Genomic DNA, 25,596 nt, shown 5'->3' with positions numbered 1-25,596 from the left:
GTCATTCAGTTTTTTTGATGTCCCACTCCGAAAATCTCCGTTTTCTTCCCGACAGCCTCCGGCGTTTAATAGCATGATAGCCACGCAAGGAGGACACCATGACTTTACGAGCCGTCAAGCAAACCATTCCCGCTCTGGAAACCTCCGATGGTGCCGGCGTGAAAATCAAACGGTCCATCGGTCAACATCAGAACATTCGCCTGGATCCGTTCCTGATGCTCGACGAATTCGGTTCCGATCAACCCCAGGATTATATTGCCGGGTTTCCCTCGCACCCGCACCGGGGCTTCGAGACCGTAACCTACATGATCGAAGGCCACATGCTTCACGAGGATCACCTGGGCAACCGGGGCAACCTCAGGAACGGCGGCGTGCAGTGGATGACCGCCGGGCGCGGCATTGTGCATTCGGAAATGCCCCAGCAGGAATCCGGTCGCATGCGCGGCTTCCAGCTCTGGCTCAACCTGCCGGCGGCCGAGAAAATGAAGCCCGCCGGCTACCGCGATCTGCAACCGGAAGACATCCCCGAGGTACCGTTTAAGGGGGGTCGACTGAAACTGATTGCCGGTGAGGTTGCCATTAATGGCATCAACCGGGCCGGTGCTGTGACCGGTGGCAGCACCCGCCCGCTCTACATCGATATCCAGCTGGAGCCTGAGAGCGCTGTTTCACTCCCGGTTGATGAGGAACTGGACGGCCTGCTGTACCTCTACGAAGGCAGCGCCGGGCTGCGCCACGGCGAGCACCCGGAGGCACTCACCCCGAGCGCAGCCAGCATCCTCGGAAGCGGCGACGAGATCCGGCTGGAAGCCGGCAGGGCGGGCGCGCGTCTGCTGTTGATTGCCGGCAGGCCGATCAACGAACCGGTAGTTCAGTACGGCCCGTTCGTCATGAACAGCCGCGCGGAGATCGAGCAGACGCTACGGGATTACCGGGACGGACGCCTGACAGCCTGAGGGCGACCAATCACGCGAAGGGTTTTTGCGCCATCAATCGCAACACCATGGGTCTCAGGATGAGATCCATGGCCAGCCCCAGCTTGGTACCGGGGATCACCAGAGTGTCGTGACGGGACACACTGCTGCCGGCAATCATCTGCAGCAGATACGGAAAGTCGATTTCCGACGCCTCGCGGAAGCGGATCACCACCATGCTCTCATCTTCGGTGGGCACGTCCCGAACCACGAACGGGTTGGAGGTGTCGACCAGCGGCACCCGCTGGAAGTTGATGTGGGTCTGGGCGAACTGAGGCACGATGTCATGCACGTAGTCGTCCATGCGGTTAATGATGGTCTCCACCACGGCTTCCTGGGAATAGCCTCGCTTGTTGGTATCCCGGTGAATTTTCTGGATCCACTCCAGATTCACGATGGGCACCACACCGATCAGCAGGTCCACGTACTGGGCAATATTGTAGGTGTCGCTGACCACACCTCCGTGCAGCCCTTCATAGAACAACAGGTCCGTATCCGCCGGCAGCGGCCCCCAGGGCGTAAAAGTACCCGGCTTGTGGCCCGCTGACCGCAGTGCCTGGTCTTCATCGTGCACGTACTGGCGATACTGACCGTTGCCGGTGTGGCCGTAGTCGTAGAACAGGGCCTCAAGCTTTTCGATATGATTGGCGGCCAGCGCGAAATGGTTGCGCTCACCAAACTGACCCTTCGCGGCCAGGCGGGCCATCTGCTCGCGGGTGTAACGGTGAAAACTGTCGCCACTGACCATGGCGGCGTGCAGCCCTTCACTGGCAAACATGCGACTGAAAATCTGGCCGGTGGTCGTGGTGCCCGCGCCCGAGGACCCGGTCACCGCAATAACGGGATGGCGTTTTGACATGGCAAACAGAGCTCAGAAGTTAGTTTAGACTGTCCAGCAACCGCGGCTTTTCGATCACGAAACCCTGGGCATAATCCACACCCAGCTGCCTCAACTGGTCAAGCACGTCGCGGGACTCCACCTGCGAGGCAATCACTTCCCGCTTCATGTAGTGGGCCATATCCACCATGGACTTCACCATCGCGCGGTCCGTATCGTTGATGTCCACCTGGTTGGTGAAGGCGCTGTCGAGCTTGATCATGTCCACCGGCAGGGTACGCATCAACTGGAACGACACCGGTCCGCTGCCAAAGTTGCCCAGGCAGAACCGGCAGCCCAGTTCTTTCAGTTCGGTCATGAACCCGGCCAGGCGATCAAGATCGGTGATAGCGGCAGTTTCCGTCAACTCGAACCACAAACGCTCGATGGGCGCATCCTTCTGGCTCAGTTTGTCATAGATGAACTCCAGCAACGACTGGTCGTTGAGCGAATAACCGGACAGGTTCACACAGACACCGCCCAGATGTTCCGGGTCCGGCCCCTTGTCCCGCAGCCAGTCAAGCATATGCCCCACCACCCACCGGTCCACGGCCTGCATGCGGTCATAGCGCTCGGCGGTGCGCACGAAATCGCGGCCGGCGATCAGGTTGCCGGCATCGTCGTACATGCTGATCAGCACCTCGTACTGGGCCGACATTTCGGTGTTGGGATGAAGCGGTATCATTTTCTGGCAGCGCAGCAGCATGCGCTCTTCATCGAGATCTCCGAGACTGGCAACCTTGGCGGCAATCTGCTCCTGGCGAGACTGATCATCGGCGTCCAGGGTATAGTTCACCACCTTGCCATGCCCCTGCTGTTTGGACGCCTTCATCGCCTGCTCTGAGGCTCTTAGCCAGCGCTCAGCAGTCGCCAGAGCCGGCAGTTCCATGGCCATCCCCGCGCTGGCCGACAGGCGGTAGTGACGTTCCCCGAAGATCAGGTCACAGGCCTCGATATCGTCAATGATGGCCTGTGTTGTTTCGGCGGCGGTCTCTGCGGGTAGCAGCCAGGCAAACTCATTGCCCGCCAGACGCGCCAGCGGCATGCCATCCACCACCCGGGCGCGGAGTATGTCCGCGACCTGACGCAAGGCATCGTCGCCGGCCTGATAGCCGGCCGTATCGTTGAGAAGACGGAACTTGCGCAGGTCCAGTCGCAGCAGCGCCCGCTCATCTTCCCGCTGCGCCAGTTGCTGATCCAGCACCCGCTCGAATTCACGACGCCCCAGCAGGCCGGTCAGCTCGTCGTGGGTCGACGCCCACGACAGCTGGTCATAGACCTTTCGTACCATCCGGTCGAGGCTTTCGTCCACCAATGGACGCTCGTATTGGCTGTCCGGCACCACGATGCCTTTGCGCATCTGACGCGCCAGCGCCTCCAGGTCCAACTCCACCACCCGCATGCCCTGGTGATTCACAAACACGAACCGACTGAATTCGCGGGCAATCCACACCAGCCGGATGTACTGGGGCTCGTCAGGATTGTCCTGATCCCGCAACCAGTCACCGGTGCGCAACTGCTTGGCCCGATGGATCCAGCGCTGCAGGCTTTTCTGCTCACGCTCGGACAGAGTCTTGCTTCTGCTCTCCTCCGAGGCTAGCGCTGGCATGTCCACCATCTCGGCCGGTGTCTCGACACTGCGAACCAGAAACTGCTTTAGCTCATCCCGGATCTGGGATGACGGCATGTGGTTGCTCGAAATGGAGGCCAGGCCATCCTGGATCACCCGCAGCAACTCCGGCAGGTTGACACCCGCTTTCGGATCATCCGCAAACGCCAGCAGAGAATCCACAACCGACAGATAGTCCTGCCATAACTGACTGTCCTGCCCCTGTCGGATCCACGTCAGCGACAGCAGGTCACGCCAGCCACCCTCCAGCAGACTCAGCAGAGCCCGGGGTACCCGGCGCCCGGCCAGTTTCCGGTTCAACACCTCGGCGACAGCCGCCTTCGACTCCGCTACTTTCTGCGCGCCTTCAGCGGCCGCGGTCACCCGCTCCACATTGCGACGGTACACCAGGTTCTGGCGATCGATCAGGGTGTCCAGCTCCTGCAGAGTACTGTCAAACACCCCGGTGTCCTGTTCAAAATCGGTCGTGATGCGATGAATCAGCTCGTCAATACGGCGCTGTACCACCGGATTGATTCGTCCACCCTTGACCCCTAGCTGGGCCAGACGGTTCATCACACCGCGAACCGGGCTGTTCTGGTCATCGAAAAACGTGGGATCCCGCATCACCACCTTCAGCACCGGCACTTCCAGCTGGCGCATCCGGCTCTGGGCATAATCGCTGAGTTTCGGGCTTTCCACCACGCTGCGGAAAAAGCGGTCGACCACGTCCAGAGTGTCCTGCTGTTCGTCATTGAGCGCGTGATCGCCACTGTGTTTGACTCGTTCCACCACCCGCTCACGAAGGCTCGGCTGATCCGGAGCCAGGGCTGCAGTTTCCGCCTGCAGCTGCTGCAGCTCCCGGTGCAATTCACCGGCGGATAGCGGGCGCGCGTTGGGGGCAAACGCCACTGGCTCGGCATCGCCGCGGGCCAGCCGGCTGGCGGTGAGCGTACCAATCAGGTTGCGCACCGTGGCAAACGCGGTCTGGGCTGCCTGGGCGTGACCGCGAAACTCCTGCGGTGCACGACCGGCAAATCCGGGTTTGCGCTCAGGCGCGGTTTGCCGGGCAGGCGGCGCGGACTCCGGGACTGCTACTGCGGCGGATGACGATTGCGCGCTTGTTGTCGCGGGTTTTGGTGCAGGCGCCGGCTTTTCTTCCGCTGCCGCCGGGCGCTCACTGAGGTATTTGCTCAGGTCCAGATCCGGCAACACGCCGTGCCGGATCAGAATATTATTGAGTTCCTGATACAGGGGGCCGAGCTGCTGCAATACGGTCTGCTCAAACACCTTGAGACAGATCTTCTCGACATCGCGACTGGCCTTGAGGTGGTTCAACCCGTTATGAAACGCTTCACAAACCAGGGACGGCCCAAGCGGGTTGTGGTGGCCAGTGGCATTGGCAACCCCCAGCGTGTCGAGCCTAAGCTTCAACTGCAGCAACTCGCCGCGGAACTGGGTGTCCGCTTTGGTGACCATGACCCGGATAGTCAGCCAGTCCTCGAATTCGCCTTTGTCCACCACCGACAGTTCTGAACCGGGAAATCCTTTGGGTGCCGGTTTGAGGGGTGACTCCAGATTCTGCGCCATCTGATGCCAGATCACCCGCTGGCGGGCCTGGAGTTGCCCCGTCGCGTCCATGTAGTCGTTGGCCTGCTGATCACTGACCGCACGCTGTGCCGCCTGTTTCAGGGCCGCCAGCATCTGCACGAAACAGGTGTCCATCAACGGCTCGATAAACTGCACGACTGCCCGCGCCGACTGATGCAGAACGAACTGTACCCGGTCGCTGGGCGCCCGCAGTGCGGATCGCTCCTGATCACGGCTGCCGCCGCATTGCTTGAGCATGGCGTGCACGGCGTCGGGATTGGAACGGGTGAAGTGCACCCCCATAGCACCTTCGATACGACGAATCGCACTGACGTGAAGCTCGTGGCGACGATTGCCCTCCGCCGTGCGGAAGCGCACAACAAATTCGTCGGGATGATCGTTGGCAAAAATCCGTTCGAGCTTGCGCGAAGTATCCCCGGAGTAGCGAACAAACAGCCCCTCCGCGCAGAAATCGGCAATCTGGCATGGCCAGGTCTCACCCGAGCCGAGATCCAGCTGGGCGGCGAGCTTGATAGGCTTTCGAGGGCTTGTGCGACGATCTCTGGGGTCCATGAACTACCTGATATCTGGCAAAAACGGGGGAAGGATTCTTCTCTTCCACCGGTGTCCCTGAAGGAGCGGCATCTGCCGCAAACTACTCATCCGGGATCTGTCTGTAATATAGTGAGGAATCCCGTGCTGAGACAGACACACTATAACGTTGTGAACCATGACACAGCTTAGTCAGATCTATACGCTTTTGCTACTGGTAACAGTGCTTCCGGGGTGTACGACCATTGGCTACTACAGTCAGGCCATCAGCGGCCACGTCTCGCTGATGTGGTCGGCGCAACCGGTTGACGACCTGTTGGAAAATCCCGCGACCGACCCGTCTCTGGCGGACAAGCTGGCACTGGCCCGAGACGCCCGCGCGTTTGCGAAAAGCCGCCTGGCGTTGCCAGTAGGCGATGCCTTCACCGAGTTCACCGAGCTGGGGCGCCCCTGGGTGGTGGTGAATCTGGTGGCGGCGCCGGAGTTTTCCCTGACACCGCGTCAGTGGTGCTACCCGGTTGCCGGATGCCAGGCTTACCGCGGTTATTTCAGTCTTGACGATGCGCGCTCTGAGCAGAAAATCCTCAGCACCCGCGGCTACGACACCTTTATTGGCGGTGTCACCGCTTACTCCACGCTGGGCTGGTTCGATGATCCGCTGCATTCCGGTTTTACCAACCTGCCCGATGACCGCATGGTGGCGCTGATGTTCCATGAACTCGCGCACCGGGTGGTGTACGTGGACGAGGACACCGCGTTCAATGAAAGCTTCGCCACGGCGGTGGAGCTGGAGGGCCTGCGGCTATGGCTGGAAGAGAGGGGCGATACGAGCGGATTTGCCGAAGCGCTGGCACGCCTGAAACAGAGGAACGCCACCCTGGTGCTGGTAGAAGACACGGTGACGGCCCTCGAGCGCCTGTACCAGGGCCCGGGCGCGGTGGCTGCAGCCGACATGCGGCAACAGAAACAGGAGCTGATCGCCGACCTGATGGCCCGCTATAATGCGATGGCCGAGAGCTGGGATGAACCCGGGCCTTTCGGCGAGTCCGTAGACACCCTCAACAACGCCAACCTGGCGCTGTTCCGCCAGTACAACCAGTACGTGCCCGGATTCCGCCAGCTGCTGCGGGAGCATGACTACCGCTTTGCCGACTTTTTCGAGCAGGTGCGTACGCTGTCGGCACGGGAGTCCGAGCAGCGTTCGCAGGCACTGCTGCACCTGTCAGAGCGTTTTGACGAACACTTTTGAGTTGCGCTGGGTGTTGTAGGCCGCCAGTTTTGGCCCCGGCAGTTCCTGAACCGTTGAGGGCAGAAAACCGCGCTCACGGAACCAGTGTTCGGTCTGGGTGGTGAGCACGAACAACCGCGCGATGCCCTGGCTGCGCGCCAGCCTCTCCACCATCGCGAGGATGTCATCGCCGCGGCCGGCACGGCGGTAATTGGGGTCGACGGCGAAGCAGGACAATTCACCGGCGCCTTCCTCCGGGTAATGGTAGAGCGCGGCACACCCGACAATGGTGCCATCGCGCTCCGCTACCACGAAACGGTCGATTTCGGTTTCCAGCATCTCCCGCGAACGACGCACCAGAATGCCCTGCTCTTCGAGCGGCTGGATCAGTTCCAGCACACCGCCAATGTCTTCGACCCGGGCCTGGCGAATCTGCTCGTAGTGGTCGCCACTGACCAGAGTGCCGGAACCGTCGCGAGTGAACAGCTCCTCCAGCAGGGCGCCGTCATTCACGTAGCTGATGATGTGGGAGCGGCGCACGCCTTTGACACAGGCATCGCAGGCAGCTTTCAACAAGGCGGCATCGTGACCGGTGACCGCGCCTTGCGCCAGCTGCTCGGAGGCCTGCCGCGCAGACAGCTCGCGAATCAGCGAGCCGTCGGCCTCCAGCAGACCCTGATCGTCGATGAAGATGATCAGTTTCTCGGCCTGCAGGGCAGCCGCCACCTGGCTGCCGACATCCTCGTAAGACAGGTTGAACGTGTCGCCGGTGGGGGAATAGCCCTGGGGCGGCAGCAACACAATGTGCCCCAGCTCCAGCAGCTTTTCGATACCGGCCACATCCACCCGGCGTACCCGCCCGGTGTAACCGAAGTCTACCCCATCGAGAACCCCGACCGGGCGCGCGGTCACGAAGTTACCGCCGCTGACACGAATTCGCGCATTGTGCATCGGCGAGTTCACCAGCCCCATGGACAAGTGGCTTTCCAGATGCGCCCGCAACCCGCCAACGGCCTGCAGTACCAGCGGTAGCTGATCCTCCGGCGTCATTCTCAGGCCACGATGGAACGACGACTCCACCCCGGCACTGTCCAGACGCTCCTGAATCTGCGGGCGCGCTCCGAATACCACCACCAGTCGCACGCCGAGACTGCTCAGCAACGCAATGTCGTGAATGATATTGATGAAGTTGTCGTGGGCTACCGCATCCCCGCCAATGGTCAGCACCACCGTGCGGCCCCGATGGGCGTTGATGTACGGGGATGAATGGCGGAATCCGTGCAGCCAGTCGTTGGATTTCAATCGTCTCTCCTGATGGCCTGGGTGTTACAGGCAGAACTGGTGAATCAATCCCTTGAGGATCCTGACGGTGGGCTCCAGTTGCGACAGCTCCAGGAACTCATCGGGCTGGTGGGCCTGATCGATGGAGCCGGGGCCCATCACCAGGGTTTCCAGACCGAGCTGCTGCAACCACGGTGCCTCCGTGGCAAAGCCCACGGCGTGCGCGGTGTGACCGGTCAGCTTTTCACAGGCACGAACCAGCTCCGCATCCGCCGGCGTCTCGAACGGCGGCACACCATCGAACAGCGGCTCGAACACCAGGTTCAGCTCACGGCGTTCTGCGACCGGCCGGACTTTACTCAGAATGGCCTGGCGCAGGGTTTCCATATTCATGCCCGGCAACGGGCGCAGATCAAAATGCAATTCGCACTGGGCGCAGATCCGGTTCGGGTTGTCACCGCCGTGGATGCAGCCCAGGTTCATGGTCGGCACCTGCACCTCAAAGTTCGGGTTCTGGTATTGCGCCTGCCAGCCCGACCGCAGCGCCAGCAATTCGCCCAGAGCCTCGTGCATGCCCTCCATGGCATTGCGGCCGAGCGCCGGATTCGACGAGTGCCCGGACTGCCCCTCAAACTTCAGCCGCTCCATCATAATGCCCTTGTGCATGCGCACCGGCTTCAGCCCCGTGGGCTCGCCAATCACCGCGTAACGGCCTTTCGGCCGCCCTGCCTCCGCCAGCGCCCGGGCGCCGTTCATCGAGCTCTCTTCGTCGGCGGTGGCCAGAATGATCAGCGGCTGTTGCAGCTTCTGACCGGCGAACGCCCGGGCCGCTTCGATGGCCAGCGGAAAAAACCCCTTCATGTCGCAGGTGCCCAACCCGTACCAGCGGTTGTCACGCTCGGTAAGAGTGAACGGATCGCTCTGCCAGCGCTTGTCGTCGAAGGGTACGGTGTCGGTGTGCCCCGAAAGCACCAACCCACCGGGGCCGCTGCCCAGAGTGGCAATCAGGTTGTACTTCCCCGGCATGCCGGGCACCGGCATCATCTCAACAGCAAAACCCAGCGGCTCCAGCCACTCGGCGAGAGTGCGCACGACCGCCTCATTGCTGTGATCCCACTCAGGGGTCGCGCTGCTGATGGATGGCAAGGCGATCAGCCGTGTCAGCATGTCGCGAATACCCGGCACAAAACCGGTTTTCAGTGTGGACTCAGACATAGAACAATTCCCTGATCCGGTTGCGGATCAACGGGTCTGGCCGCGCCGCCAGACCTCAAATGACTCAATGGCGCGAATAACAATCGGGTAGGCGACTTCGCCGCCACCCACAATACGGGCAATCTCCAGGGTCTGCTCGCCGACACTGGCCAATCGCCCCTCCACCACATTGCCGTTGGACAAGGTGGCCTTCACCGTGCGCCCTTTCCAGCGGCCGGCTTCGGTCACATCGGCGGGGTACCAGCCGGCCACCTGGCCGTCTTCACCCTCCGGAACCAGAGGTTGAACAGCCTCCCCTGCAACGGTCGACTCGGGGGGCTGAACCGCCCTCAGAAAGACGTCCGGAACGACCTGTTCATTGTACCTGACTGCCAGTGTTGCGGACTGTTCCCCGTCCGGCTCCCGCACCGGCACACCCATAAGCTCTTCGCCGGGCATCAGCGTGAGGGTCAGCTCACCGCCCTCGGTCAGCCATTGCCGATACAGCGCCAGTAACTGTGGGCTGGCCTCGTAACCGCGCGCATTCAGCCCGGAGCGAAACGCCTCCATCACGATTTCGGTCCACTCTTCGGTGGCCACGGCAGATTCGCGGGCGCAGTAGGCGGCGATCCGCCGCATCAGACCACCGTCACGGAGAATAACTCGCATGGGCCCGTCCGCGCCCTGAATCGGCGAATCGGGGTTCAGCACATCAAGGCGGACTCCGGGCCAGCGGGCTTCCAGGCTGCCAGCCTTATCCGTAGTGATTTCCAGATACAGATCCTCGGGCTGCTGCCGGATCAGGATTTCGCCGCCAATGCCGTTCATCCCCATTCTCACCAGGTCTCCGCTGCCCAGTTGTTGGCGGTGGTCGGGGCCACAGACCGGCGCAAACAGGGTGTCAGCGCCATCAGCACCGTCAGTGACCCAGTTGCGGAACATGCTGGCCTCGACTCGCACGCCCAGCCGCTCTCCCCGCAGGGTCCATGAAGGTGGCAGTGCCGCCGGATCCAGCAGCGTCTTCAACAGATTCACCGGCGAGCCGGCATCAAAGGTTACCCGTCCGGCGCGCAGCGGGCCGGCAAGGCGGAAATCCTGGTAACTGGCGTCGTTAAGCAGCAGACGCCCCTCAATACCCGAGCTGATCGAGCCCCGCTCGATCACGCCCACTTGCTCCATGGCCGCCCGGGTGTCGGCAAGGCGCTGGTCCGCCAGCCACCACACCGATGCTTTGAACAGCACCCAACCGAACAGCAGTATGATGACCACAAAAGTCAGCAGGCGTTTCATCCATTTATCCTCATGCCGGGCAATACGACCGGATACCCATCAGTTGCGGGAAATCAGTGTCCCCACACCCTCATCGGTGAATATCTCCAGCAGGGTGGCGTGCGCAACCCGGCCGTCGATGATGTGAGACGTGCGCACGCCATTTTCCACCGCACTCAACGCGCAACGGATCTTCGGCAGCATGCCGCCGTGGATGGTGCCATCTTCAATCAGATCGTTGACCTGCTTTGCGGTCAGGCCGGTCAGCACCTTGTCTTCCTTGCTCTTGAGGCCGGACACATTGGTCAGCAGGATCAGCTTTTCGGCTTTCATGGCCTCTGCCACTTTACCCGCCACCAGATCGGCATTGATGTTGTAGGACGCGCCATCGGGGCCTACGCCGATCGGTGCGATCACCGGAATCACGTTGCTTCGGGTCAACATGTCGATGACCTCCACATTGACACTGGCCACCTCGCCCACGTGACCGATATCGATGATTTCCGGCCGCTCCAGTTCCGGGGAACGGTCGAACACCTCGAGCTTTCGGGCACGGATCAGGTTGGCATCCTTACCGGTCAGACCCACGGCAGTGCCGCCCTGAGCGTTAATCAGTGACACAATTTCCTTGTTCACCTGACCGCCGAGCACCATCTCCACAATATCCATGGTTTCGCTGTCGGTCACCCGCATGCCGTTGACGAAGCGGGATTTGATGTTCAACCGCTCCAGCAACCCACCAATTTGCGGGCCGCCGCCGTGCACCACGATCGGGTTGATGCCCACCAGCTTCATCAGCACCACGTCGCGGGCGAAACTGCTCTTGAGCTCTTCGTTCTCCATGGCGTTACCGCCGTATTTGATGACCACGGTTTTTCCGGTAAAACGCTGAATGTAGGGCAAGCCCTTACTCAGTACGGACGCCACCTGCATTGCTGTTTCACGATCCAGTGCCATGTTGCTGCCTTCGCCTTTCCAAACGGTCGGTTAACGTAGTGTCAGAGTGCTCTGTCTGTGCTCCGGGCGGCCATCAAAAGCTCACCGCCAGGTCCGGAGCCACTTTCTGTAGCTGGTCACGGAACACCTGTTTGATGCGCTCCAGTGCCTCCTCGGTTTCCGCCTCGAACCTCAGCACCAGCACCGGGGTGGTGTTCGACGCCCGGCACAAGCCCCAGCCGTCGGCATAGTCCACACGAATGCCATCGATGGTGCTGATATTGCCATCGCCGAACACCCCTTCCTTCCCCAGGCGCGCCACCAGCTCGAACTTGGTGTCTTCGGTCACATCCACATTCAGTTCAGGCGTACTGATGTCTTCCGGGAAATCCTCGAACACCTCATCGCTGTGGCGGTCCTCAATGCCCAGAATTTCCAGCAGCCGGGCGGCCGAATACAGGCCATCATCGAACCCGTACCAGCGTTCGCCGAAGAAGATGTGGCCGCTCATCTCTCCCGCCAGTAATGCCCCGGTTTCCTTCATCTTCGCCTTCATCAGCGAGTGTCCGGTTTTCCACATGATCGGGCGCCCCCCGGCTTCGGAGATCACCCCCGCCAGGCGGCGGCTACACTTGACGTCGTAGAGCACGTCAGCGCCCGGATTGCGCGAAACCACGTCGCGAGCAAACAGCATCAGCAGGCGGTCGGGCCAGATGATCTTGCCGGTGTTGGTCACGACACCCAGGCGGTCTCCATCGCCATCGAAGGCCAGGCCAATATCCGCTTTTTCCGCCTGAACCCGGGCAATCAGGTCCGCCAGGTTGTCGGGCTTGCCGGGATCCGGATGGTGGTTGGGAAAATCGCCATCCACCTCGCAGTACAGGGGAATTACATCACAGCCGAGCTCTTCCACCAGCATGGGTGCCAGCTCTCCGGCAATACCGTTACCGGCGTCCAGCACCACCTTCAGGGGTGCAGCCACGGCAATATCGCCCACAATACGATCCAGATAGGCGCGCCGGACATCCTCGGACGACTGGGACCCCTGGCCACTGGCCAGATCTCCGGTCTGGATCCGCTGCAGCAGCTTCTGAATGGCATCACCGGACAGAGTCTCCCCGCCCAGCATGATTTTCAGGCCGTTGTAGTTGGCCGGGTTGTGACTACCGGTCACCATCACCCCGGAACCGGTCTGCAGTTTGTGAGTGGCAAAATACAGCACCGGCGTGGGTACCGCCCCCACGTGAACCACATTGCAGCCGGTGGACATGATCCCCCGAGCCACGGCGTCCGCGAGATCGGGGCTGGAGTGACGGCCATCGTAGCCGATGCAGATCCTGTCCACACCCCGCTGCGCCGCTTCGCTGCCAATGGCGCGGCCGATGGTATACACAATATCCTCGGACAGGGTTTCACCCACAATGCCCCGTATGTCGTAGGCCCGGAAGATTCCGGCAGGCACGCTGACCGATGGCGGTGTCGCCTCCCGCACTGCCGATGCCGGAGAGGCCTCCCTGAGACTGTCATCCCCGCTGCCACCCCCGAAACCCAGAACGTCTTCATCACCGTCTAGCATGTCGATGTCCAGCATGTCCTTTTCCTGGAACAACGGCTCGTCGGTCTCTGCCGGCACCGGCTTTGACGCTCCCTTCGCCGGCCGGGCCGACTCGGAGGCTTTCGCCATCCGCTTATCAACCATCTGGGACAACCGCTGCAGGACCTCGCCGGTGGAAGCCACCATGTCCCACCTGAGCGCGGGCAGCTTCAATCGCTCACCGCCGAATACTTTCTGAGCCCACTGGGTGAGCGCGGTCACATCCTGACGGATACTCCGCTGGGCCGCGCCCAGCAGCATCCACACCACAATCGCCGCAACGAGCACCGGAGCCAGCACCAGAATCAGCGAGAGCATGGCGCTGACCACCGGAACGGGGGCCGAGGCCGGTTTGTAGCTGATGGACCAGTCCGGGGCGCCGAGCCCCCGCTCCAGCGCGGCACCGCCGCCGGTGCCGTTGCTGACCACCACCCGGGCGCTGCCACCGACTGTTTGCACCAGCGCCAGCTGCCCGCCAAGCTGATCGTTATTCACCGCCAGCAGCGGCCGCAGTTGCGCTGCATCGAACACCACCAGCATGCTGCCGGCCATGGCCTGATTATTCGGATTACGAATAGGTGCGGCCAGCTGGAAATACCACTGGTTGTCGCGGGGAAAGGCGTCGGGGTGCAACGAACGCCCGGATTCGGCCCGCCGGGCCAGGTCGAGACCGGCAAACCCAAGGGTGTCCGAGCCACTGGCACTGCGAGGTATATCACCGTAGGGGAAAAGGTGAACTGCACGCACGCCGGGCAAGGCACCGGCAAGCTCATCCGTAACGGCCTGCCTTTCTTGTGGGCTGGCCAGCGCCTCACGCACGTGACCCTGCGCGGCCAGTCCGGACACCGCGGCCTGCAACAGCGCAACGTGCTGGTTCAGGCGATTGGCCGCGGTGTCGACCTCAACCGCCGCCTGCAACTGCGCACGGCGCGATTCCGCCGGTCCGACGATCAGAAAGTGGATCAGCCCCGCCGCCAGCAAACCGGCCACAAACACCACCGCCGCCTGGGTTCCGGCAACCGAGCCCATGCGTTTCAGGCGTGGACCACTGGCTGCCCTTTTTTTCGGCTTCGATTCAGCCGGCGACGGGTTATCGGATTGGTCGGCCACAGCGTCATCCGGTTTCTTCTTTTTACCCAGCTTCATGAGTCCATCCTGCACTTATAATTTTTTCCGAGGCAACGAGCCATCAGCCAAGTATAGACGCCCGACGCTTTTTCTGCGTTTACAGTCTGTTACCTGATCAACGGGTGCCGGTGGAGCCAAAACCACCGGCACCACGGTCACTGGCGTCAAAGGCATCAACCACTTCAAAATCCGCCTGCACCACCGGCACCAGAACCAATTGCGCCAAACGCTCACCGATGTCGATGGTGAACTCGCTGTGCCCACGATTCCAGCACGACACCATCAGTTCGCCCTGGTAGTCCGAATCGATCAGACCAACCAGATTGCCCAGCACAATGCCGTGCTTGTGGCCCAGACCACTACGGGGCAGGATAACGGCCGCCAGTGAAGGATCGGCGATGTGAATCGACAGGCCGGTTCTGATCAGCTCGGTATCGCCCGGTTTCAGGGTCACCGGCTGCTCCAGGCAGGCCCGCAGATCCAGTCCTGCAGAGCCCTCGGTGGCGTATTCCGGAAACGCGATGGTGTCACCGATTCTGGGGTCCAGGATGCGGACCTGAAGTGTTTTGCGTGTCATGAAAGTTCCTGTCGGTAGGGTTTCAGAGAAATACGGTTCAGGGCAGTTGCCCGGCAATCAGTGCGATCAGCCGGCGGGCGATACCGGTTTTGCTCTCCGGCCCGATGGCCTGCTGGCCACCCGGCCAGAACACGGTGACGGCGTTACGATCACTGTTAAAACCCAACCCGGGCACGGAGACATCGTTGGCAACAATCATGTGCAGCTTCTTGCGTGCCATCTTGTCGCGGGCGTAATGCTCCACATCGGTGGTTTCTGCGGCAAACCCGACCGTGAAAGGCGCATCGTCCCGAGCGGCAATGGTTGCCAGAGTATCCGGGTTGCGCACCAGGGCCAGAGTCATGTCTGTGCCGGTCTTCTTGATCTTGTCACTGGCGCAGGCACCGGGACGGTAATCCGCTACCGCGGCAGTGGCGATGAACAGGTCGCAGCCTTCGTCCACCGCACGACTGGTTTCCATCAGCATCTCCTCAGCGGTCATCACCGGCCGAACCAGCACGCCGGAAGGTGCAGACAGGGTGACCGGCCCGCTGACCAACACCACGTCGGCGCCAGCGGCACGAGCAGCCGCGGCAATGGCATAGCCCATTTTACCGGAGCTGTGATTGCTGATGTAGCGCACCGGGTCAATGGGTTCTCGCGTTGGCCCGGCGGTAATAACAATCCGCTTGCCGGTTAAAATACCGGGGCCAGGCGATGGCGCACCGGCGTCGCCAGTTATCCGCTCGAACAGAACCAGGGGCTCCAGCATCCGGCCCGGGCCGGTATCCCCGCAGGCCTGGGATCCTTCATCCGGCCCCCACAGCCGGATCTGGGAATCCTCAGCCAGTAATTCGATGTTGCGCCGGGTGCGGGCGTTGTTCCACATGGCCTGATTCATTGCCGGAGCCAGCGCGATGGGCGCTTCGGTCGCGCAGCACAGGGTTGTCAGCAGGTCGTCCGCCAGGCCATGAGCCAGGCGGGCAATGAAATCCGCTGTGGCGGGCGCAACCACAACCAGATCTGCCCACTTGGCCAGCTCAATGTGCCCCATCCCCTGCTCAGCCTCGGGATCCAGCAGCGACGTCCTCACCGGCTCTCCGCTCAGGGCCTGAAAGGTCAGCGGCGTGACGAACGCCTCGGCGCCCCGGGTCATCACCACGCGGACCTCGTGCCCGGCCTTTTTCAGCAGACGCACCAGCTCGGCACACTTGTAGGCGGCAATACCGCCGGTGATTCCCAGCAGAATTCGTTGTGGGGCCATACCCGCTCCGTACCCGAATGACATAAAGAAGTCATAAGATACCACGGCTAACGCCTGTGGACAGCCTGCAGCCCGTGATAGACTTTCTGACAGATTTCAGTGGCCTGCGCAGGACGCGCCGACGCCACCCGAACCCTGACCACTGACCGCAAGGATGCAACCATGACCACCCCCACCTGGCCCGCCGACGAGCGCCCGCGCGAACGACTGCTGGCCCACGGCGCGGGCAGCCTGTCTGACGCCGAGTTGCTGGCCATTTTCCTGCGCACCGGCACCGCCGGTATGCCGGTGATGGCACTGGCCCGCCACCTGATCGACAACTTCGGTGGCCTGCGCGGCCTGATGACAGCATCGCAACGACAATTCTGTGAGGTCAAAGGCCTCGGCACCGCCAAATACGCCCAGGTTCAGGCTGCCATGGAGATGGCGCAACGGGTGATGGACGAACCCCTGCGCCAGGGCGACCCGCTGCGATCCCCCGGCGACACCCGGCGTTTTCTGTGCAGCCGGCTCGGCACCTACCCACACGAAGTGTTTGCCGGTCTGTTTCTGGACAACCGACACCGGGTCATTCAGTACCGGGAGCTGTTTCGCGGCACGATTGATGGTGCCGCGGTCTACCCCAGGGAGGTGGTGCGTCAGGCATTGGAGTATAATGCAGCGGCGGTCATTTTTGCCCACAACCACCCGTCCGGCGTGGCGGAACCGAGCCAGGCGGACATTTCCCTCACCCGACGCCTGAGCGAGGCCCTGGGATTGGTCGATATCAGGGTTCTTGACCATATGGTTGTCGGCCACGGTGAGGTAATATCCCTGGCTGAACGGGGGTTGATGTAAACTGCGCTGGGCCAGATCCAAAAAACTGGCCAAATTCCCAACAATTTTTTGCGTTGGGGGGCCAGTTCTGGTATAAAAGCGTCCCTTTCTGGCGGCGTCTGGCGAGCAGCTTGCTTTTTCGTGGCGCAAGCAGCGACAACCAGAAGCGCGATTAAACGAATTCGTATATCAAGACCATTGCTCAGGTCGGAGGCAAGTATGTCCAGAGTTTGTCAGGTTACCGGTAAGCGTCCGGTCACCGGTAACAACGTATCCCACGCGATGAACCACACTCGTCGTCGCTTTCTGCCGAATCTGCAGAACCACCGCTTCTGGGTTGAATCAGAGAAGCGTTTCGTGAAGCTGCGCGTATCCACCAAGGGTATGCGCATCATCGATAAAAAAGGCATTGACGCTGTGCTGGCCGATCTTCGTGCCCGCGGCGAGAAATTTTAAGGAGCCGCATCATGCGCGAGAAAATCAAGCTGGTTTCATCAGCAGGTACTGGTCACTTCTACACGACCAACAAGAACAAGCGTAACACCCCGGAAAAAATCGAGATCAAGAAATACGATCCGGTTGTCCGTAAGCACGTTGCGTACAAGGAAGCCAAGATCAAGTAATTGATCCGGCGACCGACAAAAAACCCGGCCTTGTGCCGGGTTTTTTAGTGCCTCAAACCTTTCCCTTTTATCAGAACGTCTCCAGATACCCTTTCGGCAGCGCCACATCCATGGCAATCGGCAGGTGGTCGGACATCGGATAACTCACTACCTCCGAGCGGCGGATCTCCAGACTGGGACTGACCAGGATGTGATCCAGCGCTTTTTCCGGACGCCAACTGGGGAAACTGTGGGCGGTATCCGGCAGCGGAATCAGGTTCGTTTCCTTCAGGGGGGTCTGGGTCAGTAACTCTTCGGCGTGATTGTTCATGTCCCCCATCAGCACCACGTGCTGATAATCGCCGATCAGTTCGCGGATGTAACCCAGCTGGCGCTGCTGCGCCGCCCGGCTCAGCGACAGGTGCATCATCACCAGCACCAGCGGGTCGTCTTCGGAGCCATAGCGGGCAATGATCGCACCCCGCCCGGGGATCAGCCCCGGCAGCTTGTGCTCGGTAACATCCAGCGGCCGATAGCGGCTCAGCAGCCCGTTACTGTGCTGGGCAATCTGCCCGAGGTTGCGGTTGAGCTGTTGATACCAGTAAGGAATGCCCGCCGCCTCAGCCAGGTACTGAACCTGGTTGATGTAGGCACTGCGCAGACTGCCGCCATCACACTCCTGCAGGGCAATGACATCGTAGTTGCGCAACAACGTGGCAATTCGGTCGAGGTTCTCGATGCGGTTGCGGTGCGGAAGAAAATGCTGCCAGCTGCGGGTCAGATAATGCCGGTAGGACGAGGTATTGATCCCCACCTGGATATTGAACGTCAGCAGCCGGATATGCCGGTGCGCTTCGAACTCGGGCACATGCTCGCTGCCCGAGCTGCAACTGCCCCTGGGCTCTCGGGCAGGGCGCAGGAGGCCATCCAGCTGCTTGCGAATGTGTCTGTACATAGTGGCCAGCTCACCCGACTGTGACGCGTGTTTACCTGCGCAAGCAGGGTTGTTTACTCGGCAGCGCCCCGCTCCTGTTCGACCAGGTAATCCACCACTTCCAGCGCCGCTTCATGACTGCCAGCCATGGAGGCACTGACCGTATACTTGCCATTAACCAGCATAGTCGGTGTCCCAGTGATGCGCGCACCACGGATTTTGGACTGCGCCTTCTGCATTTTCGCATTCACCCCGAAGCTGTTGTAGGCCTTCAGGAACGCCTCGCCATCCACGTCATGATCGCTGACGAACGCTGCCAGCGCCTCACCGGAGTTCAGTGGCCGGCGATCCCGGGCCAGCGCGTCGAACAGCGCGTCGTGCACCTTGTCCAGCTCACCCATGAACTCCAGCGCGTAAAATGCCCTGGCGTGTGGTTCCCAGGATTGACCGAGCGCTGCCGGAATCTGCACGTAATCGACGTCGTCCGGGATATCCTCTACCCAGGACTCCACCAGCGGCTTGAAGTTGTAACAATGGGGACAGCCATACCAGAACACTTCTGCCACTTCGATGGTTTCGCTGTTGTCGGTACGAACCGGTGAACTGAGCTCCCGGTAATGGGTGCCTTCCTGCCACTCCGCCGCACTGACCTGTCCGGCAATGGCAAAGGCTGCGAGCAAGGTGACAGCAGTACTCAGACTTCTCAACATCGACTATCTCCGTTTTTGAACATTGTTTCTGGACCTGATTATGACCCAGCGTGCGCATAAAGTTCCACCGACCCCAGATTAAAGCGGGGAAAGGCATAAAAAAACCCCGCACCGGGCGGGGTCTTCACGTCGCGACGCTGATCCGATGAGCTCAGTTCAGGCCGGAGAGGTAGTTGGAAACCGCTTCAATTTCCGAGTCGGTCAGCTTGGCGGCCACGTCCATCATGATGGACGCATTCTGGCCACCGGCACGCTCACCATCGCGGTAAGCCTTCAATTGCTTCTGGATATACTCGGCATTCTGGCCACCCAGTCGCGGGTAGCCCGCCGGCTCGTTACCCTTGCCCTGCGGGCTATGACAGCCGGAGCAGGCAGGAACGCCAGACGCCATGTTGCCGCCGCGGTACAACGCCTGACCGGCGTCAACCAGATCCGGATTGGCCTGCTGGACAGTCATGTCCTGCTCGTTGTAATAGGCGGCCAGGTCCTGCAGGTCCTCGTCTGACAGGTTATCCAGAATACCGGTCATTTCGGCGATCTGACGGTCGCCGTTCTTGACTGCCACTAACTGGCGGTACAAGTATTTTTCACCCAGCCCGGTCAGTTTAGGGTAAATCCCCATGATGGGTTTGGCACCGCCTTCGCCGTGACAACTCGCGCACACTGCTGCATTCGCTTTGCCTGCTTCAGGATCTCCCGCCCCGTGCGCCATCGCTGTGAGGCCAACGCCGAGAACAACTCCTGCGATCAGTTTTTTCATGCTCGCTCCGCTTCTCTCATCCAAAGTATTCTTCGTTATGCAGCCGGCAGGCACTGGCCCAGACAGGCACAAAACCGGGGCTGTTCAGCAGCAACGCTCAGCGTGCTGCCCGGAATTGGTGTAGCATTATACATTAATCCCTGATAACTGAAATCCAATAGGAAATCCAACCGCCGTGTCATCCGACCTGACCCCGAAGCCCGTCTCGTTCAACAGCGCCCGCTTTCTGATCAGCGCCTCCAAACTGGAGGAGTGCCCACCGGACACCGGTGCCGAGGTGGCATTCGCCGGGCGCTCCAACGCCGGTAAGTCCAGCGCCATCAATTCGATCACCGCGCACGGCAAGCTGGCAAGAACCAGTAAAACCCCCGGTCGTACCCGGCTGATCAATTTCTTTACGCTGAACCGGGAACATTGCCGCCTGGTGGACCTGCCCGGCTACGGCTACGCCAAGGTCTCCCGGGACATGAAAGACGACTGGCAGAAGCACCTGGGTCATTACCTTAATGATCGCCGCTGCCTGCGCGGCCTTGTGCTGGTGATGGACATCCGCCACCCGCTAACCGATTTCGACCAAATGATGGTGGAATGGTGCGAGCATAACAACCTGCCACTGATGATTCTTGCCACCAAGGCCGACAAGCTGAAGTTTGGTCAGGCCAAAACCGCGATGATGGGGATTGCCAACAAACTGAAAGCCTTCACCTGCGTGCACCACCTGATCATGTTCTCGGCCACGTCCAAGCGCGGCGTCGATGAGTGCCGTGATGCGCTGAACGCGTGGCTTGAGGGAGAGGATACGTCGCCTGCGGCGGAGTAAGCGATAAAAAACCGGCTTGCCATCAGACAAGCCGGCGAAACGTCAGGGTTTGCGACGTGCTAAAACCTGAGAACTCACTCAGGGTGACACCAGGGATGTCCGGATCCCCAGTGTCGGTAGTGAGACACCCGGCCTTTTGAAAAGTTCCCGCCGCTGATCAGTTTTTAATCAGACTCGCTTCGGCGGTTTGCGCTTGAGGCGCAACCGCCGTCTCCGGCAGTTGCGGACGGTACCGCTCCCGCAGGGCCATCACCCGCTCACGGTAAGCGAAAGTCAGGTAAGGCACTTCCAGCGTCAGCACCTGATAAATGCCCTGCTTGAGCTCGGTCAGGGTCAGCGTGGCAGACTCCTCACCGGCATGGGCGGTTTTCAGGAATGCCATCCAGTTGGTGATCACCAGCCAGACATTCAGCGACATGGCCGCCCGTAATTCGTCCGGCTGCGGCTCGATGATTCCGGCTTCCGCCAGTTTCTCGAAAATACGGCTGATGGCATCCAGGCAGCGGTTGGTGAACTCCCGATAGTCCTGCCGCAATCGCCGATCACCATCCAGCAGATACTCCAGATCCCGGTGAAAGAACCGGTAACTCCACAAACCATCAAACACCGATTCCAGATAGAACGTCATGTCCTCTAGGGTGAGCGGCCGGTCTTCGGGGATATCCAGGTAAAAATCCACCAACTTTTCATATTCCAGGAAAATCTCGTAGATGATGTCCGACTTGTTGCGGAAATGGTAATAGAGGTTGCCCGGAGAAATAGCCAGGTGCGCGGCAATGTGATTGGTGGTGACGTTCCGCTCTCCCCGTTCGTTGAAGAGCTCCAGGCTGGATAACAGAATCTTGTCTCTGGTTTTCATAGGTTCGGCGTGGCCTTGTTGTTAAGGACGTCGTTGTATGGCCGGCGGATGGCCTGATCCGCCATCGGGCTTTTCTTGACTCACTAGAGTATATACTCTAATAATACCATCAAGCGCAAATTGGGCGTTTTTTCGCCACCACGCACTATCGCCACACACAACAACAGTGTTTCCGGCACCCCGCCCGGAGCCGCGAGGAGAAAGCACCATGGGAGCTACAGTCGTTCAGCTTACCGAGAGCAAGAAACAGATTCAGCATACACACCGTGTGTTCGAAGACCAGAAAAAGGCCTTCCGCAACAATCCGATGCCGTCGCTGTCAGAGCGCCAGGAAAACCTCAAACGTCTGAAGCGTGCGCTGCTGAACAACCAGGACAAACTGACCGACGCCATCGATCGGGACTTCAGCTGTCGCTCACGGGACGAATCGCTGATTGCCGAGATCATGCCGTCCATACAGGGCATCAACTACACCCTGAAAAACCTGAGCGGCTGGATGAAGCCGTCCAAGCGACACGTCAGCGTGCTGTTCCAGCCGGCCAGCAACAAGGTGCACTACCAGCCCAAGGGCGTTGTCGGCGTGATCGTGCCCTGGAACTATCCACTCTATCTCGCGGTTGGCCCCCTGGTGGCCTCGCTGGCGGCGGGTAACCGCACCATGATCAAAATGTCGGAATTCACCCCGCACACCTCGGCATTGTTCAAAGAAATCATCGAGTCCACCTTCCCGGAGGACCTGGTGTCGGTGATCACCGGCGAAGCTGACGTGGCCGCTGATTTCTCCGGCCGGGCGTTCGACCACTTGCTGTTCACCGGCTCCACGTCCGTCGGCAAACTGGTGATGAAGGCGGCCGCCGAAAATCTGACCCCGGTGACCTTGGAACTTGGCGGCAAGTCACCCGCCATTGTGTCCTCGGACGTACCGATGGAAGATGCCGCCCAACGCATCGCTTTCGGTAAGGCTTTCAACGCCGGCCAGACCTGCGTGGCCCCGGACTTCGTGCTGTGCCCCGCCGATCGGGTCAAGGCGTTTGTGGACGAGTTCCGTGCCCGCTTCAGCGACATGTACCCGAGCCTGCGGGACAACGACGATTTCACCGCCATCATCAACGAGCGTCAGTACGATCGCCTGCAGAGCTATCTGACTGACGCCCGCGAGAAAGGCGCGGAAGTTATCGAAATCAACCCCGCCCGGGAGAATCTCAACGATGGCACCCGCAAGATTCCGCTGACTCTGGTGCTGAACACCACACCGGACATGAAAGTGATGCAGGACGAAATCTTCGGCCCGATTCTGCCGGTGGTCAGCTATGGCAATCTTGACGAAGCCATCCACTACATCAACGATCGCCCGCGGCCGCTGGCGCTGTACTTTTTCGGCTACGACAAATCCATGCAGCAACACGTGGTAGACAGCACCCATTCTGGCGGCATGTGCATTAACGATGCCCTGATGCACGTGGCTCAGGACGACTTGCCCTTCGGCGGTGTTGGCGACTCCGGCATGGGCCATTATCACGGCAAGGAAGGTTTCCTGACCTTCTCCCACCACCGGGCTATCTTCGCCAAACAGAAGTTCAACAGCGGCAAGTACGTGTATGCCCCCCATGGCACCGCCGCCCACAAAATGGTCTACAAGCTGTTCATTCGCTGAAATACCGACAATCCGGAGACCGAAAAGCCGGAGAAAGCGCCGGGTTGCACCCCGGCGCTTTTCGTCAGCCAACGACAATAAAAAGGCGACCCTGACATGCCCCACGTTCCTCATTCCGAATCCCACGACGCGACCGCCATGGACCGGCGCAGCTTTCTCCGCACCGGCGTGGGTGGCACGCTGCTTCTCGGCACTGTAAGCCTGGGCGCCGGTCTCAGTGGCTGCGCTACCGCGCCCGCGGGGCGCCTGAGCGCCGTGGATACCCGCATGGATGCCAGTTACCGCTTCCAGTTTCTCACCCGTGACGACATCACGCTGTTCGAGGCCCTGCTGCCCGCGATCGTCGGGCCGGCGCTGACCGAGCAGCCGGAACAGCGCAGCCAAGCGATTGCTGGCACCATTGAACGTATCGATCAGGGCATCGTGCAATTCGGCCCGGCCAACCAGCAAGAGTTGCGGCGGTTGTTTGACCTGCTCAACTTCGGGCTGACACGGATCACCATTGCCCGGGTCTGGTCCAGCTGGCCCAATGTGACAACCGCCGAAGCCGAAGCCTTTCTGCAGCGCTGGCGCTCCAGCGGGATCGGCCTGTTCAACAACGGCTACATTGCACTGACCAAAATCAGCAACGTGGCGTTCTATGGCCACCCTGATCACTGGCATCTCTCGGGTTATCCGGGACCACCGACCTGGGCCAAGGATGCCCTGCCCCAGTTCAAGAACGCCTGACACCGCCTTTGCTGATTACCGGAGCCAATCATGTCGTTAACCGATCGTATCGCCCAGGGCCTTGAGTCCGGCTGGCGCGTCACCGACGCCGCTACCCTTACCATTCACCAGACCCACGAAGCCGATGTGGTCATCATCGGCACCGGCGCCGGCGGCGGCACCACCGCCGAAATACTTGCCCGCGCGGGGTTGTCGGTCATCCTCGTGGAGGAGGGTCGGCTGTATCACCAGAAAGACTTCCGCATGGACGAGCTCACCGCCTATGCCTCGCTTTACCAGGAAGGCATGAGCCGGGTCACCAAAGACGGTGCCATTGCGATTCTGCAGGGCCGCTGCGTCGGCGGATCCACCACCGTAAACTGGACGTCAAGCTTCCGCACCCCCGAGCCGACACTGAATTACTGGGCCGACCGGTTCGGCCTCGAGGCCCTGCGGCCAGAGGCAATGAGACCCTGGTTCGACGGTCGGGAGCAGCGCCACACCGTGGCTCCCTGGCTGACCGATCCCAACGTCAACAATGACATCCTGCGCCAGGGCTGTGAAAAGCTCGGTTTTTCCTGGAAAGTCATCCCCCGCAACGTGAAGGGGTGCTGGAATCTGGGTTACTGCGGCGTAGGCTGCCCCACCAACGCTAAGCAGGGCGCTCTGACCACCACCATTCCCGCTGCCCTGGATAACGATGCCCGCCTGTTCCATGGCTTGCGCGCCGACAAACTGGTGATGAAGCAGGACCGCATCGACCATCTGGTGGCCTCCGCCATGTCCGCGGACAGCGTGACACCCTCGGGTGTGACGGTGACGCTCAAGGCCCGGCATTTTGTGGTCGCGGCCAGCGCCATCGGCTCGCCGGGGCTATTGCTCCGTTCACAGTTGCCCGACCCCCACAACCGGGTCGGCAAGCGCTCATTTATCCACCCGGTCAATGCCACCGTGGCCCGAATGCCTGAAAAGGTCGATCCGTTCTACGGGGCCCCCCAATCGATCTACTCGGACGAGTTCAATTTCCGCGAGGGCGTAGACGGGCCGGCAGGCTACAAACTGGAAGTACCGCCGCTGCATCCGGCGCTGTCCAGCGGGGTGGTGCCGGGTCATGGCACGGAGCAGCTCGACAACCTCAAACAGCTGCCCTGGATGCAGTCGGTGATTGCGCTGATGCGGGACGGTTTTCACCCGGACAGCCCCGGCGGCACCGTCAGCCTCCGTGATGACGGCAGCCCGGTGCTGGATTACCCGGTCACCGACTACCTTTGGACCGGGTTGCGTAACGCGTTCCGCACCATGGCGGAAATCCAGTTCGCCGCCGGCGCAGAGCAGGTGCGACTGATGCACCTGGACTCGCCCTGGTTTGATCGCTGGGCCGACGCCAAAGCCGCCATCGACACCCTGCCCATGGAGCCGCACCGCGTGCGGCTGTTCACTGCACATCAGATGGGTGGCTGCGGGATGGGCGAGGACCCACGCAACTCGGTGGTGAACGGGTTTGGCGAGCACCATCAGGTCAGCAACCTGAGCATTCACGATGCCTCGGTGTTTCCCACCAGCATCGGCGCCAACCCGCAGTTGTCGGTGTACGCGCTGGCGGCGCGCAACAGCACTCGCCTCGCCAGCCGGCTCAGAGGCTGACAAAGGCGCAGGTGCCCGAGTATGCTATAGGCCCGTT

Annotated in this window: 22 protein-coding genes; 9 read left to right on the top strand and 13 right to left on the bottom strand. The window is 60.9% G+C overall.

What is annotated here, in order from left to right:
- The first annotated feature begins 98 nt into the window (after positions 1–98).
- Positions 99–956 carry a pirin family protein gene (locus tag R0125_RS00675; protein WP_317236781.1) on the top strand — a complete coding sequence of 286 codons (858 nt, stop codon included), beginning with the start codon at positions 99–101 and terminating at the stop codon, positions 954–956.
- 10 nt (positions 957–966) lie between these two features.
- Here R0125_RS00675 and R0125_RS00670 read toward each other — a convergent pair whose 3' ends face one another.
- Both R0125_RS00670 and R0125_RS00665 read right to left on the bottom strand, forming a co-directional pair.
- Positions 967–1,833, bottom strand: coding sequence for a phosphoribulokinase (locus R0125_RS00670; RefSeq protein ID WP_248181579.1), 867 nt, complete (start codon positions 1,831–1,833; stop codon positions 967–969).
- Between the two features lie 19 nt (positions 1,834–1,852).
- Entirely contained in the window at positions 1,853–5,623 is a 3,771-nt protein-coding gene (locus R0125_RS00665; RefSeq protein ID WP_317236780.1) for a DUF1631 family protein, read from the bottom strand.
- Between the two features lie 157 nt (positions 5,624–5,780).
- Between R0125_RS00665 and R0125_RS00660 the strand changes: the two genes are divergently transcribed.
- Positions 5,781–6,851, top strand: a complete 1,071-nt coding sequence (locus tag R0125_RS00660; protein WP_248181581.1) for an aminopeptidase — start codon at positions 5,781–5,783, stop codon at positions 6,849–6,851.
- On the opposite strand, the gene argA is transcribed toward R0125_RS00660, so the two are convergent.
- From argA to coaBC, 7 genes are all read right to left on the bottom strand, one after another.
- Complete coding sequence (argA, locus tag R0125_RS00655) at positions 6,825–8,132, bottom strand: amino-acid N-acetyltransferase (protein WP_317236779.1); 1,308 nt, start codon at positions 8,130–8,132, stop codon at positions 6,825–6,827. The genes R0125_RS00660 and argA overlap by 27 nt on opposite strands.
- 24 nt (positions 8,133–8,156) lie before the next feature.
- A complete protein-coding gene (argE, locus tag R0125_RS00650) occupies positions 8,157–9,326 on the bottom strand; it encodes an acetylornithine deacetylase (RefSeq protein ID WP_248181583.1) in 1,170 nt (389 codons plus the stop codon).
- Positions 9,327–9,353: 27 nt separating this feature from the next.
- Positions 9,354–10,595 carry an acetylornithine deacetylase gene (locus tag R0125_RS00645; RefSeq protein ID WP_317236778.1) on the bottom strand — a complete coding sequence of 414 codons (1,242 nt, stop codon included), beginning with the start codon at positions 10,593–10,595 and terminating at the stop codon, positions 9,354–9,356.
- 39 nt (positions 10,596–10,634) lie between these two features.
- Positions 10,635–11,531, bottom strand: a complete 897-nt coding sequence (gene argB / locus R0125_RS00640) for an acetylglutamate kinase (protein ID WP_248181585.1) — start codon at positions 11,529–11,531, stop codon at positions 10,635–10,637.
- A gap of 73 nt (positions 11,532–11,604) precedes the next feature.
- Positions 11,605–14,250 (bottom strand): phosphomannomutase/phosphoglucomutase, encoded by a 2,646-nt coding sequence (locus R0125_RS00635; RefSeq protein WP_317236777.1) that lies wholly within the window; start codon positions 14,248–14,250, stop codon positions 11,605–11,607.
- A gap of 97 nt (positions 14,251–14,347) precedes the next feature.
- Positions 14,348–14,809, bottom strand: a complete 462-nt coding sequence (gene dut / locus R0125_RS00630) for a dUTP diphosphatase (protein WP_248181586.1) — start codon at positions 14,807–14,809, stop codon at positions 14,348–14,350.
- A 37-nt stretch (positions 14,810–14,846) separates the two neighbouring features.
- Complete coding sequence (gene coaBC, locus R0125_RS00625; RefSeq protein ID WP_317236776.1) at positions 14,847–16,052, bottom strand: bifunctional phosphopantothenoylcysteine decarboxylase/phosphopantothenate--cysteine ligase CoaBC; 1,206 nt, start codon at positions 16,050–16,052, stop codon at positions 14,847–14,849.
- 162 nt (positions 16,053–16,214) lie between these two features.
- Between coaBC and radC the strand changes: the two genes are divergently transcribed.
- The 3 genes from radC (at position 16,215) to rpmG (ending at position 17,491) form a co-directional block, all read left to right on the top strand.
- Complete coding sequence (gene radC, locus R0125_RS00620; RefSeq protein WP_248181588.1) at positions 16,215–16,889, top strand: RadC family protein; 675 nt, start codon at positions 16,215–16,217, stop codon at positions 16,887–16,889.
- Positions 16,890–17,087: 198 nt separating this feature from the next.
- A complete protein-coding gene (rpmB, locus tag R0125_RS00615; protein ID WP_114335425.1) occupies positions 17,088–17,324 on the top strand; it encodes a 50S ribosomal protein L28 in 237 nt (78 codons plus the stop codon).
- An 11-nt stretch (positions 17,325–17,335) separates the two neighbouring features.
- Positions 17,336–17,491 carry a 50S ribosomal protein L33 gene (gene rpmG, locus R0125_RS00610; RefSeq protein WP_007153739.1) on the top strand — a complete coding sequence of 52 codons (156 nt, stop codon included), beginning with the start codon at positions 17,336–17,338 and terminating at the stop codon, positions 17,489–17,491.
- A 70-nt stretch (positions 17,492–17,561) separates the two neighbouring features.
- Here rpmG and R0125_RS00605 read toward each other — a convergent pair whose 3' ends face one another.
- From R0125_RS00605 to R0125_RS00595, 3 genes are all read right to left on the bottom strand, one after another.
- A complete protein-coding gene (locus tag R0125_RS00605) occupies positions 17,562–18,425 on the bottom strand; it encodes an endonuclease/exonuclease/phosphatase family protein (RefSeq protein ID WP_248181589.1) in 864 nt (287 codons plus the stop codon).
- A gap of 53 nt (positions 18,426–18,478) precedes the next feature.
- Positions 18,479–19,114 (bottom strand): thiol:disulfide interchange protein DsbA/DsbL, encoded by a 636-nt coding sequence (locus R0125_RS00600; protein ID WP_248181590.1) that lies wholly within the window; start codon positions 19,112–19,114, stop codon positions 18,479–18,481.
- Positions 19,115–19,265: 151 nt separating this feature from the next.
- The gene (locus R0125_RS00595) at positions 19,266–19,874 is read right to left on the bottom strand and encodes a c-type cytochrome (protein ID WP_248181591.1); all 609 of its coding nucleotides are present in this window, start codon (positions 19,872–19,874) and stop codon (positions 19,266–19,268) included.
- A 175-nt stretch (positions 19,875–20,049) separates the two neighbouring features.
- Here R0125_RS00595 and yihA point away from each other — a divergent pair, with 175 nt between their 5' ends.
- The gene (gene yihA, locus R0125_RS00590) at positions 20,050–20,694 is read left to right on the top strand and encodes a ribosome biogenesis GTP-binding protein YihA/YsxC (RefSeq protein WP_317236775.1); all 645 of its coding nucleotides are present in this window, start codon (positions 20,050–20,052) and stop codon (positions 20,692–20,694) included.
- 157 nt (positions 20,695–20,851) lie between these two features.
- On the opposite strand, the gene R0125_RS00585 is transcribed toward yihA, so the two are convergent.
- Positions 20,852–21,553, bottom strand: coding sequence for a TetR/AcrR family transcriptional regulator (locus R0125_RS00585; RefSeq protein WP_317236774.1), 702 nt, complete (start codon positions 21,551–21,553; stop codon positions 20,852–20,854).
- Between the two features lie 208 nt (positions 21,554–21,761).
- On the opposite strand from R0125_RS00585, the gene R0125_RS00580 reads away from it, so the two are divergent.
- From R0125_RS00580 to R0125_RS00570, 3 genes are all read left to right on the top strand, one after another.
- Complete coding sequence (locus R0125_RS00580; protein WP_248181594.1) at positions 21,762–23,207, top strand: coniferyl aldehyde dehydrogenase; 1,446 nt, start codon at positions 21,762–21,764, stop codon at positions 23,205–23,207.
- A gap of 96 nt (positions 23,208–23,303) precedes the next feature.
- Entirely contained in the window at positions 23,304–23,936 is a 633-nt protein-coding gene (locus R0125_RS00575; protein ID WP_317236773.1) for a hypothetical protein, read from the top strand.
- Positions 23,937–23,966: 30 nt separating this feature from the next.
- Complete coding sequence (locus R0125_RS00570) at positions 23,967–25,559, top strand: GMC family oxidoreductase (protein ID WP_317236772.1); 1,593 nt, start codon at positions 23,967–23,969, stop codon at positions 25,557–25,559.
- Positions 25,560–25,596: the final 37 nt, after the last annotated feature.

Origin of the sequence: Marinobacter sp. M-5, from assembly GCF_032911545.1 — a bacterium.
Taxonomy (GTDB): Bacteria; Pseudomonadota; Gammaproteobacteria; order Pseudomonadales; family Oleiphilaceae; genus Marinobacter; species Marinobacter goseongensis.
Note: the sequence above shows the minus strand (reverse complement) of the source record. Positions and strands in the feature narration are given on the sequence as shown.

Bases quoted from the DNA above. Each gene is read 5' to 3' on its own strand.
- R0125_RS00675 (WP_317236781.1), top strand. From the start codon at position 99: ATGACTTTACGAGCCGTCAAGCAAACCATTCCCGCTCTGGAAACCTCC.
- R0125_RS00670 (WP_248181579.1), bottom strand. From the start codon at position 1,833: ATGTCAAAACGCCATCCCGTTATTGCGGTGACCGGGTCCTCGGGCGCG.
- R0125_RS00665 (WP_317236780.1), bottom strand. From the start codon at position 5,623: ATGGACCCCAGAGATCGTCGCACAAGCCCTCGAAAGCCTATCAAGCTC.
- R0125_RS00660 (WP_248181581.1), top strand. From the start codon at position 5,781: ATGACACAGCTTAGTCAGATCTATACGCTTTTGCTACTGGTAACAGTG.
- argE (WP_248181583.1), bottom strand. From the start codon at position 9,326: ATGTCTGAGTCCACACTGAAAACCGGTTTTGTGCCGGGTATTCGCGAC.
- R0125_RS00645 (WP_317236778.1), bottom strand. From the start codon at position 10,595: ATGAAACGCCTGCTGACTTTTGTGGTCATCATACTGCTGTTCGGTTGG.
- argB (WP_248181585.1), bottom strand. From the start codon at position 11,531: ATGGCACTGGATCGTGAAACAGCAATGCAGGTGGCGTCCGTACTGAGT.
- R0125_RS00635 (WP_317236777.1), bottom strand. From the start codon at position 14,250: ATGAAGCTGGGTAAAAAGAAGAAACCGGATGACGCTGTGGCCGACCAA.
- dut (WP_248181586.1), bottom strand. From the start codon at position 14,809: ATGACACGCAAAACACTTCAGGTCCGCATCCTGGACCCCAGAATCGGT.
- coaBC (WP_317236776.1), bottom strand. From the start codon at position 16,052: ATGGCCCCACAACGAATTCTGCTGGGAATCACCGGCGGTATTGCCGCC.
- radC (WP_248181588.1), top strand. From the start codon at position 16,215: ATGACCACCCCCACCTGGCCCGCCGACGAGCGCCCGCGCGAACGACTG.
- rpmB (WP_114335425.1), top strand. From the start codon at position 17,088: ATGTCCAGAGTTTGTCAGGTTACCGGTAAGCGTCCGGTCACCGGTAAC.
- rpmG (WP_007153739.1), top strand. From the start codon at position 17,336: ATGCGCGAGAAAATCAAGCTGGTTTCATCAGCAGGTACTGGTCACTTC.
- R0125_RS00605 (WP_248181589.1), bottom strand. From the start codon at position 18,425: ATGTACAGACACATTCGCAAGCAGCTGGATGGCCTCCTGCGCCCTGCC.
- R0125_RS00600 (WP_248181590.1), bottom strand. From the start codon at position 19,114: ATGTTGAGAAGTCTGAGTACTGCTGTCACCTTGCTCGCAGCCTTTGCC.
- R0125_RS00595 (WP_248181591.1), bottom strand. From the start codon at position 19,874: ATGAAAAAACTGATCGCAGGAGTTGTTCTCGGCGTTGGCCTCACAGCG.
- R0125_RS00585 (WP_317236774.1), bottom strand. From the start codon at position 21,553: ATGAAAACCAGAGACAAGATTCTGTTATCCAGCCTGGAGCTCTTCAAC.
- R0125_RS00580 (WP_248181594.1), top strand. From the start codon at position 21,762: ATGGGAGCTACAGTCGTTCAGCTTACCGAGAGCAAGAAACAGATTCAG.
- R0125_RS00575 (WP_317236773.1), top strand. From the start codon at position 23,304: ATGCCCCACGTTCCTCATTCCGAATCCCACGACGCGACCGCCATGGAC.
- R0125_RS00570 (WP_317236772.1), top strand. From the start codon at position 23,967: ATGTCGTTAACCGATCGTATCGCCCAGGGCCTTGAGTCCGGCTGGCGC.